At 70.9% G+C, this 12,799-nt stretch carries 10 protein-coding genes; 3 read left to right on the top strand and 7 right to left on the bottom strand.

What is annotated here, in order from left to right:
* The first annotated feature begins 153 nt into the window (after positions 1 to 153).
* On the top strand, positions 154 to 426 hold the full coding sequence (locus tag ACZZ9K_RS16010; RefSeq protein ID WP_138802846.1) for a DUF4031 domain-containing protein: 273 nt from the start codon (positions 154 to 156) through the stop codon (positions 424 to 426).
* 95 nt (positions 427 to 521) lie between these two features.
* On the opposite strand, the gene ACZZ9K_RS16005 is transcribed toward ACZZ9K_RS16010, so the two are convergent.
* The gene (locus ACZZ9K_RS16005; protein ID WP_463444580.1) at positions 522 to 1,328 is read right to left on the bottom strand and encodes a hypothetical protein; all 807 of its coding nucleotides are present in this window, start codon (positions 1,326 to 1,328) and stop codon (positions 522 to 524) included.
* A 1-nt stretch (position 1,329) separates the two neighbouring features.
* Positions 1,330 to 4,350, bottom strand: coding sequence for an Rne/Rng family ribonuclease (locus ACZZ9K_RS16000; RefSeq protein ID WP_463444579.1), 3,021 nt, complete (start codon positions 4,348 to 4,350; stop codon positions 1,330 to 1,332).
* Between the two features lie 347 nt (positions 4,351 to 4,697).
* Between ACZZ9K_RS16000 and ACZZ9K_RS15995 the strand changes: the two genes are divergently transcribed.
* On the top strand, positions 4,698 to 5,300 hold the full coding sequence (locus tag ACZZ9K_RS15995) for a vitamin K epoxide reductase family protein (protein ID WP_463444578.1): 603 nt from the start codon (positions 4,698 to 4,700) through the stop codon (positions 5,298 to 5,300).
* Between the two features lie 31 nt (positions 5,301 to 5,331).
* Positions 5,332 to 6,195, top strand: coding sequence for a DsbA family protein (locus ACZZ9K_RS15990; RefSeq protein WP_463444577.1), 864 nt, complete (start codon positions 5,332 to 5,334; stop codon positions 6,193 to 6,195).
* A gap of 70 nt (positions 6,196 to 6,265) precedes the next feature.
* Here the strand turns inward: ACZZ9K_RS15990 and ACZZ9K_RS15985 are convergent, their stop codons facing one another.
* From ACZZ9K_RS15985 to ileS, 5 genes are read right to left on the bottom strand one after another with little or no spacing between them, the layout of a single operon-like run.
* Positions 6,266 to 7,114, bottom strand: coding sequence for a DsbA family protein (locus tag ACZZ9K_RS15985; protein WP_111057898.1), 849 nt, complete (start codon positions 7,112 to 7,114; stop codon positions 6,266 to 6,268).
* A 14-nt stretch (positions 7,115 to 7,128) separates the two neighbouring features.
* Positions 7,129 to 7,548: a nucleoside-diphosphate kinase gene (ndk, locus tag ACZZ9K_RS15980; RefSeq protein ID WP_017885984.1), complete on the bottom strand. Its 420-nt coding sequence runs from the start codon at positions 7,546 to 7,548 to the stop codon at positions 7,129 to 7,131.
* Between the two features lie 35 nt (positions 7,549 to 7,583).
* Positions 7,584 to 8,000, bottom strand: coding sequence for a DUF4233 domain-containing protein (locus tag ACZZ9K_RS15975; protein WP_463444576.1), 417 nt, complete (start codon positions 7,998 to 8,000; stop codon positions 7,584 to 7,586).
* A complete protein-coding gene (locus tag ACZZ9K_RS15970) occupies positions 7,997 to 9,490 on the bottom strand; it encodes a bifunctional folylpolyglutamate synthase/dihydrofolate synthase (RefSeq protein WP_463444575.1) in 1,494 nt (497 codons plus the stop codon). The genes ACZZ9K_RS15975 and ACZZ9K_RS15970 overlap by 4 nt, the downstream gene beginning before the upstream one ends.
* The gene (gene ileS, locus ACZZ9K_RS15965) at positions 9,487 to 12,744 is read right to left on the bottom strand and encodes an isoleucine--tRNA ligase (RefSeq protein WP_463444574.1); all 3,258 of its coding nucleotides are present in this window, start codon (positions 12,742 to 12,744) and stop codon (positions 9,487 to 9,489) included. Before ileS ends, ACZZ9K_RS15970 begins: the two co-directional genes overlap by 4 nt.
* Positions 12,745 to 12,799: the final 55 nt, after the last annotated feature.

The following is a 12,799-nucleotide window of genomic DNA, read 5'->3' as shown; positions in this document are numbered from 1 at the left end:
GAGGGAAGTCTCGGGTGCCCACTTCTGCACGAGCGGCTCCCGGAAGGCCGGGCCCGATCGGCGACGCAGGCAGAACGGCCCGCTGACACCAGGGACCGAGAATACTCGATCACCCTGGGTCCGGTCAAACGGCGACACCCGTACGATTGCACGGTGACCGTGTTGATCGACCCACCGACGTGGCCCGCCCACGACACACTGTGGTCGCACCTCGTCAGTGATGAATCCTACGCGGAACTCCACGCGTTCGCTGCGCGTGCCGGTGTGCCGCGCCGCGCGTTCGACCACGACCACTACGACGTCCCGCTCGCGCGGTACGACGAACTGGTGGCCGCGGGCGCCTCGGCCGTGACCGGTCGCGAGCTCGTGCTGCGGTTGATCCGCAGTGGGCTGCGCGTGGCGCAGCGGGACAAGCGCGGCCGCTGACAGCACCGCAGGGCGGCCGGGAGGCACGGGTCGGGTCCGCCCCGCGCGGCACCTCGCACGGCGCGCCGCCGGCTCGCAGGGCCGCACGAACGGGCTCAGCGGGGCGCTGGACCGCCCCAGGGGTTCGCCGGGGGCTGCTGGATCGTCGACGGCGGCACCGCGTCGGCGGGTCGGACGGTGCCCGGCATCCCCGGGGTCGTCGACGGGCCTCGTCCGCGGCGCGGTCGACCGAGCCAGAGCCAGGCCGCCGTGGCGGTCGCCAGGAGCATCACCGTGAACGGCAGACCGTTCTGCAGCGGCCGCGTGACCACGTCGATGACGAGCTGGGAGGCGCCGGCGGTGGTCGCTCCGAGCGACCCGGTGAAGACCCCGACGAGCATCAGGGCCACCGTGCCAGCGGCGCCGGCGAGGACCACGCGGAGCAGGAGCCTCGGCAGCGGACTGCGGCGGTCGATCGGCGTCAGGAACGCCAGGGCCAGGAACGCGCCGACGTAGTACGGGAACGGCGCCACGAAGACCCCGGTCGTGAAGCTTCCGAGCAGGCTCGTGCCGGCACCGTAGTGCCGGAACGGACTGACCACGAGCGAGGTGCCGAGCAGCCCGAAGAGCCCGGACACGAACTCGACGAGCACCAGCGCCACCACGGCGATGAGCGCACCGGCCGTGTTCGCCACCGAGGCGCCGGGCGCGAAGGCCCGACGCGGGTCTGCCGGGGCACGGGGCGGCCGCGGCGGGGCGTACGGCGCACCGGCACCGGGCTGACGCCCGTACTGCGGCACACCGCCCTGCTGCGGCGGCACGGGGCCACCGGGCGGCTGGGCACCCGGGCCGGGCGGTGCGGGCTGGGACCAGCCCGCACCGTAGTACCCACGCTGCTGCTGCGGGTCGCCCGGGTTCGTCACGTCAGTTCCCCAGGATCACTGCGCCGTCGGAGCCGTCGGCGTCGTCGGTCGGCTCCTCCGTCGGGGTGGCCGGAGCGCTGATGCTCGGCGACGAGACCCGGCGGGAGCGCGAGCGCCCCTGTCCGGGCTGCTTCGGCTCCGGGAGCGCCTGGAGCACCGAGTCGAGCAGGGACTCGGCGTCCGGGGCGACCGCGCGGGGCTCGCGCTTGGGCGCCGCGGCGATCGGGATGTCCAGGATCGCGACGGTGTTGTCGGTCGGGGTCACGGTGGCGCTCGAGCTCACGCGACGGCGGGCCGGGGCCTTCGCCTTCGGTTCGGCAGCGGGCTCCGTGACGGCCGGAGCGTCAGCCTTCGGCGCGCGCGCCTCGGACTCGACGACCACGGCGGGCTCGGCGATTGCCGAGGACTCCGGTGCGTCCGACTGCTCGGCGGCTTCGGCCTGCGCGGCGGCCTGCTGGTCGCCGGTCTGCTGGTCGCTGTTCTGCTGGTCTCCCCCGCGGCCTCCACGGCCACGACGACGACGCTTCGAACCGGTCGGCTGTTCGCCACCCGTGCTGTCCGTGCTGGTCGACGCGTCGGCCGACGACGGTGCCGTGGCCTCCGTCGCGGTCACGGCAGCCGCTGCTGCCTCTTGCTCGTCGTGCGACAGGGTCGAGGCGGCGATCCGCGACAGCGCGTTCTTCACGTCGTCGGTGATCTGGTGCGCCTGGCTGGACGCCCCGTTCGACGACCCCGACGAACCGGAGTTCCCGTTGCCGTTCCCGCCGTTGCCGCCGTTGCCGGACCGACCGTTCTCGTTGCCGTTCCCGCCACGGCCCTTGCGACGACCCTTACTCGGGCCCGGGTCGGCGTTGTTGTCGTTGATCTTGGCGTTGACCTCGTCGAGGGACTCGCGCAGGCCGACACCGATCTTCTTGCGGGTCATCTGCACGAGGCCGAGCGAGGTGATCTCGGCGACCTGGTGCTTCGTTCGGTCACGGCTCAGGCACTCCACCAGGCGGCGGAGCACGAGGTCGCGGTTCTCCTCGAGCACCATGTCGATGAAGTCGACGACGATGATGCCGCCGATGTCCCGCAGGCGGAGCTGCCGGACGATCTCCTCGGCGGCCTCGAGGTTGTTCTTCGTGACCGTCTCCTCGAGGTTGCCGCCGGAGCCGACGAACTTGCCCGTGTTGACGTCGACGACCGTCATGGCCTCGGTGCGGTCGATGACGAGCGAACCGCCGGAGGGCAGCCAGACCTTGCGGTCGAGCGCCTTGTCGATCTGCTCGTTGAGGCGGAACTCCTCGAAGGAGTCGGGGCCCTCGTACCGGACGACGCGGTCCTTGAGGTCCGGGGCGACGGCCGACAGGTACTCGTCGATGGTGCCGCCGGCGGCCTCGCCGTCGATGATCAGCTTCGTGAAGTCCTCGTTGAAGACGTCGCGGACGATCTTGATGAGCAGGTCGGGCTCGGAGTGCAGCATCACCGGGGCGTGGCCACCGGCGACCTTCTTCTGGATGGCCTCCCACTGGCTGGTCAGGCGCTGCACGTCGCGGGTGAGCTGCTCCTCGGTCGCGCCCTCGGCAGCGGTGCGCACGATGACGCCCGCGTGCTCCGGCAGGACCTCCTTCAGGATCTTCTTCAGTCGGGCACGCTCGGTGTCCGGCAGCTTCCGCGAGATCCCGTTCATCGAGCCGTTCGGCACGTAGACCAGGTAGCGACCCGGCAGCGAGATCTGGCTGGTGAGACGGGCGCCCTTGTGGCCGACCGGGTCCTTCGTGACCTGCACGAGGACCTTGTCGCCCGGCTTGAGCGCTGCTTCGATGCGGCGACCGTGGTTGCCGGTCTCGACGGAGTTCCAGTCGACCTCACCGGCGTAGAGCACGGCGTTCCGGCCACGACCGATGTCGACGAACGCCGCCTCCATCGAGGGCAGGACGTTCTGCACCTTGCCGAGGTAGACGTTGCCGATGAGCGACACGTTCTCGGACTTGGTGATGTAGTGCTCCGCGAGGATGCCGTCCTCGAGCACGCCGATCTCGATCGTCGACGAACTGGAGCGGACGATCATCTGGCGGTCGACGCTCTCGCGGCGGGCGAGGAACTCGTCCTCGCTGACCACCTGACGGCGGCGTCCGGCGTCGCGGCCGTCACGACGGCGCTGCTTCTTCGCCTCGAGCCGGGTCGAGCCCTTGATGCGCTGCGGCTCGGTGATGAGCTCCGGCTCGCGGCGGCGCGGCTCCTGGTGGTCGCGCGGCTCACGGGCCTCGCGGTCGGCGCTCGAACCACGGCGACGCGAGCGACGGCGCGAGCCGCCCTGGTCGTCGCGGTCGTCACGGTCACGATCGCGGTCGCGGTCGAACCGGTCCTCGCGGTCGTAGCGGTCGTCCTCATCGCGGTCGCGGTCGCGGTCGAACCGGGGCGCGCGCTGCGGCAGCTCCGGCAGCACCGGCGCGTGGAAGATCAGGCTGAGCGTGCTCGTGGCCTTCGGCACGAACGGCTCGTCGGCGGGTGCGGCGTCGTCGCTCGCCTCGGCCGTCGGTGCGGCGTCGGCCGGACGGGAGGCGCGGTCCGCGTCCGCCCCGTCGGTCGCGCTGCCCGACTGGTCGCCCGTCACGACCGGCAGGTCACCGGTCAGCGTGCTCACGTCGTGCGGCTCGGCACCGCTGTCGGCGACGGCCTCGACCGCGACGGAGACCGCCCCGGTGTCGGTCGGCTCGACGGGCGACGCCGGCGAGGCCGGGGAGTCGGGCGAGGCCGGCGAATCGGGAGAGTCCGGCGAACCGGCCGACGCGACGCTGGCCGCGGGACGGGCGTCAGCGCCGCCCGTCAGCGCGAGGGTCTCGTCGGCGTGGGGTGCCTGCTCGGCGCTCTTCCCCACGAGCTCGGCCGCCACGTCGCTTCGCGACGCGTCGGAACCGGCTCGCGTGGGCCCAGCCTCCTGGCCGGACGACCGGGCGCGGCGACCGCCGAACAGGCGGCTCCGGCGCTTCGGCGCGTTCTCGTCGTTGGTCGTGTTGTCGTTGTTCTGCTCCACCATGGACTGGTGCACTCCTCGGCCCCACTCGCACCCTTTCGGGTGGCGGGAATTCTGTGTCGTGGCGGGCGGCGTCGACGCCCCCGCGCTCGCTGTCTCGTGATCGGTCCGCGTCAACTTCTCGTTGCGTCCGCGCCCGTTCCGGTCCGGGCACCCGGCCCGGTCCGGCTCGGCGTCGGAGTGACGCTGCCCGACCACAGTGCGCTCTCACCGCACCTGATCGTCCGGGTTCGGCCCGGTGGGGCGTCACTCGGAAAGCTCTCTTCGGTGTGCGGTTGGCCGCACGACCTCCAGGCATTATCGCATGCCGCACCCGGAAAGCACCGGAACCCGCATGCGATGATGGCCGCGTGACCGCGTCTGCCCCTGCCCCCCGTCGTCCGATCGCGATGGCGGTCTTCCTGCTCGTCACCGGGATCGTCGGCCTGTTCGGCTCGTTCCGGCTCGTCCTCGACGAGTTCACGAAGTACCAGAACCCGAAGGCCGTCCTGAGCTGTGACGTGAACCCGTTCATCAACTGCTCCGACGTGATGGCCAGCTGGCAGGGGAACCTGTTCGGGTTCCCGAACCCGCTGCTCGGCGTCATGGGGTTCGTCGCCCCGATCGCCGTCGCAGTGCTGCTGCTCGCCGGGTTCCGGAACGGTTCGCGCTGGTTCTGGATCGTCTTCAACGCCGGGGTCTTCCTGGCATGGGTGTTCGTGACCTGGCTGTTCACGCAGACCGTCTTCGTCATCGGTGCCCTGTGCCCGTGGTGCATGCTCGTCTGGTCGATGACGATCCCGATGTTCTGGGTGTTCACGATCTGGAACACGGCGCAGGGTCGCTTCGGCGCCGGGGCGCAGCGCGTCGGGCGGTCGCTCCTGCCCTTCAGCTGGGCGTTCGCGCTGGCGAACTACCTGGTCATCATCGTCACGATCATCATCAAGTTCCCCGCGGTGCTCACCAGCTTCTGAGCCGTCCCCGCTGCCCCTACGCTCGGGACCGATGAGCGAGAACGAGAGCAGCAGGGCGCGCCGGGACGCCGCACGTGACCGCGCGCGAGCGACACGGGCGGCGGAGCAGTCGCGACGACGACGCCGCCGCGCACTCGGCATCAGCGGGATCATCGTCGGTGGCCTCGCGGTGGCCGCGGTCGTCGTCCTGGTGATCGCGAACTCCGTGCAGCCCGCCGGGCCGGGTCCGCGGAACGCGGCGAGCGACGGCGTCCTGCTCACCGGGGTGCACGGCAGGATCGTGCCCGTCGAGACGCGGGCGGTGCCCGACGGCGGGACCCCGACGCCGACCGAGCAGGACGGCTCCAAGGCCGCGATCACGATCTACGCGGACTACATGTGCCCGTACTGCAACCAGTTCGAGACGGCCCAGATGCCCCGGATCCGACAGTGGGTCGAGGACGGCACCGCGACCCTCGAGCTGCATCCGCTCGGGCTGCTCGACCGCGTGTCGCTCGGGTCGCGGTACTCCACCCGGTCGGCTGCGGCTGCGGCCTGCGTGGCGGACCACGACCCGGACGCGTTCCTGACGTTCAACAGCTCGCTCTACGAACACCAGCCCTCGGAGAGCACGCGCGGACTCACCAACGACGAGCTGGCGTCCCTCGCGCGCCAGGCCGGGGCGACGGACCCGGCCGTGGCACCCTGCATCACCCGGCAGGACTTCGCCGGGTGGGTCGCCGACGCCACGAACCGGGCGATGAACGACCCGGTGCCGAACTCGTCGCTCGACGGGATCACGAGCACGCCGACGATCATCGTCGACGGCGAGCAGTACAACGCGGACGGCGCGGCGTCCCTCGCCGACGTCGACGCGTTCGCGGCCTTCGTCCGGAAGCACGGCGGAGCGTCCTAGCCTTCCCCGCTCACGACGAACGGCCCCCGCTCCCGGATGGGAGCGAGGGCCGTCGGTCGTTCGGGGAGTGCTACTTCGCCGCGGCGTCGATCGCGGTGATGACGGTGCTCAGGTCGTCCAGGCGCTTGCCGTCGACGACGATCGTCGGCGTGCCGAAGCCCTGCGTGCCCGCGAGCGCCTCGTTCGTGGTGACGGCCTGCGTGGACTTCGTCACCCAGCCCTTGAACTGCTCGGACGACAGGCACTCGGACAGGTCCGATCCGGTCGCGCCGCCCGCCTTGACGAGCTTCGCGATCTCGGAGTTGGTCAGGCCCTTGGTGCCCTCGGCCGGCTGGTTCTCGAAGAACTGCGTCTGCACGTCGAGGAACTTGTCCGGCGCGTAGTTCGCCACGCACATGGCGGCGTTCGCGGCACGGCTGGCGTAGCGGGAGCCCGCGTAGCTGCGGTCGAGGATCGACACCGGCTGGATCGCCAGGGTCGCGTCGCCCGACTTCACCTTGTCGAGGATCTGGTCGGAGTAGGCCGCCTCGAACTGCTTGCAGACCGGGCAGGCCCAGTCGACGTACTCGGTGACCGTCACGGCGCCATCGCTGTTCGCCGTCGGGACCGGCGAGGCCGAACCCGTCGCGGAGACGGCCGGCGTGGTCACCGGGGTGACCTTGCCGTCCTGGCCGGTGAACTGGATCGCGCCGGTGGCCATGTTCTTCGGCCCCGCTGCGGACACCACGGGGGCGTTGTTCACGTTCACCACGACGATCGCGATGATCGCGGCGATCGCCACGATGCCCAGGCCGATGCCGCCCTGCAGGAACCACTTGTTGCGGCGCTTGCGGCGCTTCTCGGCGTCGGCGCGCTGGCGTGCGACCTCTCGGGCGTGCTGACGCCGCTCGTTCTTGGTGGGTCGGTCGTTGTTCGTCACGTCGTGCCCGCCGCTCAGGCGAACCAGAGCGCGAGCTCGCGCGCGGCCGACTCGGGGCTGTCCGAACCGTGGACCAGGTTCTGCTGCACCTTGAGGCCCCAGTCGCGGCCGAGGTCACCACGGATGGTGCCGGGCGCGGCCGAGGTCGGGTCGGTGGTGCCGGCGAGCGAGCGGAAGCCCGCGATCGCACCGTTGCCGGCGACGCGCACGGCGACGACGGGACCGGACTGCATGAACTCGACGAGCGGCTCGAAGAACGGCTTGCCCTGGTGCTCCTCGTAGTGCGCGTCGAGCAGGTCGCGCGGTGCGGTGAGCATCTTCAGGTCGACGAGCTCGTAGCCCTTCGCCTCGATCCGGCGGAGGATCTCACCGGTCAGCTGGCGGGCGACGCCGTCGGGCTTGACGAGGACGAGGGTCTCTTCGAAGTCGGACACGCAGTACTCCCTGTGTTCGGGGTCGAATGTGGTGGTCAGTCCTCGCCCATGGCCGCTCGGCGCGCGGCGTTCTGACGGTCCAGTTGACCGCCCTTGACGAAGCAGAAGACCCACAGCGCCAGGAACACCACGGCGACCGCGAACATGAACGGTTCGATGAACCCGGTGGCGAGGATGGCCGCCTGCAGCAGCCACCCGAACCATACACCGGCCCGGTTGCCCGTCAGACGTGAGGCAGCTGCGAGGACGATGATCGCGCCGATGCCACCGCCGAAGGCCGCGGCGGGCGGCAGCGTGCCCTTGCCGAAGACGACGAGCATGGGGAAGAAGAACATGATCGCCTCGAGCACCAGCGTGATCGAGAGCAGGCTCTCCTGCGCCCCGCGTTCGCGGCGCGGCTTCCGGGTGCGCGGTGACCGGCCCGGCCGGGAGGCCCGGGGTGCGTCCGTCACTTCGACTCGCCTTCGCGGTGCACGAGGTGCATGACCGCGCCCACCATCACGATGGAGCCCGCGACGAGCACGAGGGCGTCCTCGGCGTCCGCCTCGTCGGCCAGGCTGCGCGCTTCCTGCAGTGCGGATGCCAGGGACGGCTCGACGACGACGCGGTCCTCGCCGACCTCGTCGACGACGACCCGGGCGAACTCGTCCGCGTCGAGCGCACGTTCCCCCGGCGGCTGTGTCACGACGAACGTCGCGACGGTGTCCTTGAGCGCGCGGACGAACCCGCGGGCGTCCTTGTCGCCGAGGATCCCGACGACGCCGACGACGTGCTCGGACGGGAACGCGACCGGCAGCGCCTCGGCGAGGGCCTTCGCACCGTGCGGGTTGTGCGCGGCGTCGACGACGACGGTCGGGTCGGTCGCGATGGGCTGCAGGCGGCCGGGGCTGGTCGTGCCGGCGATGCCCTCGGACAGGACGTCCTCGTCGAGGGCCTGGGCCCCGCGGCCGAGGAACGACTCGACCGCCGCGATCGCCACGGCGGCGTTCTCGGCCTGGTGCCGGCCGAACAGCGGCAGGAACAGGTCGTCGTAGCGGCCGGCGATGCCCTGCACGGTGATGAGCTGTCCGCCCACGGCCGGGGTGACGTCGACGACACTGAAGCCGGTGCCCTCGACGGCCAGGGTGGACTCGGTGAGCTCGGCGGCGCGCTCGAGTTCGGCGAGGGCCTCGGGGACCTGCCGGCTCGACACCACGGCGGACGACGGCTTGACGATGCCCGACTTGGTGCGGGCGATCTCGGCCACGGTGGCACCGAGCTGCTTCGCGTGGTCGATCGCGATCGGCGTGAACACCGACACCTGGCTCTGCACGACGTTGGTGGAGTCCCACTCGCCGCCCATCCCGACCTCGATCACGGCGACGTCCACCGGCGCCTCGGCGAAGCACGCCAGGGCGAGCACGGTGAGCGCCTCGAAGAAGGTCAGCGGGAGTTCGCCCTTGTCGGCGAGCTCGCGGTCGGTGATCTCGAGCACCGGGGCGATGTCGTCCCAGTTCTCGACGAACCGGTCCGCCGCGATCGGCTGGCCGTCGACCACGATGCGTTCCCGGATCGACACCAGGTGCGGGCTCGTCATCAGACCGGTGCGCAGACCGTGTGCCCGGACGATGCTCTCGATGGTGCGCGCGGTCGACGTCTTGCCGTTCGTGCCCGTCACGTGGATCACCGGGTACGCCAGGTGCGGGTCGCCGAGCAGCTCGACGGCGCGGCGGGTCGCGGTCAGCCGGCGCTCGGGGGCCTGTTCACCGATGCGGGCGTACAGGGCGGCCTCGACGCGGCGGACCTCGTCGTCGTCGCCGCCGTAGGGCACGGCGTCGGACGGAGCGTCTCCGGAGGGGCCGACCGGGATGCGGATGCCGTCCTCGTCGCGACCGTCGAACTCGTCGTGTCCGACGAACTCCTCGTTCGCCTCGTGGCCGTCGTACTGGTCGTCGTCACTCATGCGCGTGCTACCTCCACGGATACCTTCGCACCGTCACCGACGTCGGTGGTGGTGTCGTCCGCCCCGAGGGGCTCGATCTCGACGCTCGTCGCCAGGGTCTCCCCCGCGATGAGCTCCTGGTGCGTGCGGACCGCGCCGTCGGCAGTGTCGTCCACCCGGAGGGTCAGGGCGATGCGGTCGCTGACGTCGAGGTCGGCGTCGCGGCGGGCCTGCTGGACGGCGCGGACGACGTCGCGGGCCAGCCCTTCGGCCTCGAGCTCGGGCGTGGTCACGGTGTCGAGCACGACGAAGCCGCCCTCGTCGAGGAACGCCACGGCCACCGAGGCGTCGGCCACCGTGAGGTCGAGCGAGTACTCGCCCTCGATCAGGTCGACGCCGCCGACGGTCACGCCGGAGTCGGTCGCGGTCCAGTCGCCCTTCTTGGCGGCCGGGATCACCTGCTGCACCTGCTTGCCGATGCGGGGGCCGGCGACGCGGGCGTTCACGGTGAGCTTCCGCTCGATGCCGTACTGCGCCAGCGACTCCTCGGCCTGGGCCTCGAGCACCACGCGCTTGACGTTGAGCTCGTCGCGCAGGATGTCGGCGAACGGTTCGACCGCGGCCGGGTCCGGCACCACCAGGGTCAGGGTGGCGACGGGCAGGCGGACGCGCTTGCCGGTGGCCTTGCGGAGCGCCAGGCCCTTCGAGGCGACGTCGCGCACGCGGTCCATCGCGTCGACGAGGGCGTCGTCGGCGGGGAACTCGTCGGGGTCCGGGAAGTCCGTCAGGTGGACGCTGCGCCCGCCGGTCAGGCCCTTCCAGATCTCCTCGGTGACGAGCGGCGCGAGCGGGGCGGCGACCCGGGTCAGGGTCTCGAGCACGGTGTACAGCGTGTCGAACGCCGCACGGGTCTCGGCTCCGGCGTCCGCGTCGGCCCCGGTCCAGAACTTGTCGCGCGAGCGGCGGACGTACCAGTTCGTCAGCACGTCGGCGAAGTCGCGGACGGCCTGGGCCGCGAGCGGGGTGTCGAGGGCGTCGAGGTGCGTCCGGACGTCGGTGACGAGGACCCGGGTCTTCGCGAGCAGGTACCGGTCGAGCACGTCGGTCGAGTCGGTCCGGCGCTGGGCCCGGTAGCCGTCGGGACCCGAGGCGTTCGCGTACAGGGTGAAGAAGTAGTACGTCGACCACAGCGGCAGCATGAACTCGCGGACGCCCTGGCGGATGCCCTCTTCGGTGACGACGAGGTTGCCGCCGCGGATCACCGACGAGGACATCAGGAACCAGCGCATGGCGTCGGCGCCGTCGCGGTCGAAGACCTCGGAGACGTCCGGGTAGTTCCGGAGCGACTTCGACATCTTCTGGCCGTCCGAGCCGAGGACGATGCCGTGGCTGATGACGTTCTGGAACGCCGGCCGGTCGAACAGCGCGGTGGAGAGCACGTGCATGACGTAGAACCAGCCGCGCGTCTGCCCGATGTACTCGACGATGAAGTCGGCCGGGCTGTGCGACTCGAACCACGCAGCGTTCTCGAACGGGTAGTGCACCTGGGCGTACGGCATCGACCCGGAGTCGAACCACACGTCGAACACGTCGGTGATCCGGCGCATCGTCGACCCGCCCGTGGGGTCGTCGGGGTTCGGCCGCGTCAGGTCATCGATGAACGGCCGGTGCAGGTCCACTTCACCCTCGGCGTTCACCGGCAGGCGACCGAAGTCGCGCTCGATGTCGGCGAGCGAGCCGTACACGTCGGTGCGCGGGTACTCGGGGTCGTCGGACTGCCACACCGGGATCGGCGTGCCGAAGTAGCGGTTGCGCGAGACCGACCAGTCGATGGCGTTGCCCACCCACTTGCCGAACTGGCCGTCCTTGACGTTGTCCGGCACCCAGTTGATGTCCTGGTTGAGCTGGCCCATGCGGTCGCGGAGCTCGGTGACACGGACGAACCACGACGAGACGGCCTTGTAGATGAGGGGCTTCCGGCAGCGCCAGCAGTGCGGGTAGCTGTGCTCGTAGGACGCCTGGCGGAGCAGTCGCCCGGCGTCGCGGACGGCCTTCGTCAGCGGCTTGTTCGCGTCCGACCAGAGCATGCCGGCGACCTCGCCGAACTGCGACGTGAAGACGCCGCCCTCGTCGAGGGACAGCACCACGGGGATGCCGGCGGCGGCGCAGACCTCTTGGTCGTCGGCACCGTAGGCCGGGGCCTGGTGCACGATGCCGGTGCCCTCACCGGTCTCGACGTACTCGGCGACCAGGATGCGCCAGGCGTTTTCGTAGCCTTCCTGGTCGGCCAGGTGGTCGAACAGGCGCTCGTACTCGACGCCGTCGAGCTCGGCACCCGTCAGCGTGCGCGCGACGGCGGCGAGCGCCTCGTCACCCGAGGCGTAGCCGAGCTCCTTGGCGTGCGCGGCCACGGTGTCCGAAGCCAGCAGGTAGGAGACGGAACCGGCTTCGGCACCGTCAGCCGCGCCTCCAGGCCCTGCCTGCACGACCGCGTACGCGATCTCCGGACCGACGGCCAGGGCGGCGTTCGTCGGGAGGGTCCACGGGGTCGTCGTCCAGGCGAGTGCCCGCACGCCGGTGAGCTCGAGCGCGTCCGCGCGCGAGCCGTGCAGCGGGAACGAGACCGTGACGGACTGGTCCTGGCGCATCTTGTAGACGTCGTCGTCCATGCGCAGCTCGTGGTTGGACAGCGGCGTCTGGTCGTTCCAGCAGTACGGCAGGACTCGGAAGCCCTCGTACGCCAGGCCCTTGTCCCAGAGCTGCTTCCACGCCCAGAGCACGCTCTCCATGAAGGTGACGTCGAGGGTCTTGTAGTCGTCCTCGAAGTCGACCCAGCGCGCCTGACGGGTGACGTACTCCTGCCACTCGTCGGTGTACTGCAGCACGGACTTCTTGGCGGCGGCGTTGAAGACGTCGATGCCCATGGCGTCGATCTCGTGCTTCTCGGTGATGCCGAGCTGGCGCATCGCCTCGAGCTCGGCGGGCAGGCCGTGGGTGTCCCAGCCGAAGCGGCGGTGCACCTGCTTGCCGCGCATGGTCTGGTAGCGCGGGAAGACGTCCTTCGCGTACCCGGTCAGCAGGTGCCCGTAGTGCGGCAGGCCGTTGGCGAACGGCGGGCCGTCGTAGAAGGTCCACTCCGGGCAGCCCTGTCGCGCGTCGATGGACGCCTGGAACGTGTCGTCGCGCTTCCAGAAGGCGAGGATGCCCCGCTCGACGGCGGGGAAGCTCGGCGAGGGGACGACGCCATCGGCATCGGCGTTCAACGGGTACGGCACCGGGACTCCTTGTGGGTTCGCTCGATCTCCACGAGGACGGAAAACAGGTTCCGCG

The sequence above is a fragment of the Curtobacterium sp. AC268 genome (genome assembly GCF_979258745.1).
Note: the sequence above shows the minus strand (reverse complement) of the source record. Positions and strands in the feature narration are given on the sequence as shown.

Coding starts and splice junctions, on each gene's coding strand:
- ACZZ9K_RS16000 (WP_463444579.1), bottom strand. CDS start 4,350: ATGGTGGAGCAGAACAACGACAACACGACCAACGACGAGAACGCGCCG.
- ACZZ9K_RS15990 (WP_463444577.1), top strand. CDS start 5,332: ATGAGCGAGAACGAGAGCAGCAGGGCGCGCCGGGACGCCGCACGTGAC.
- ACZZ9K_RS15970 (WP_463444575.1), bottom strand. CDS start 9,490: ATGAGTGACGACGACCAGTACGACGGCCACGAGGCGAACGAGGAGTTC.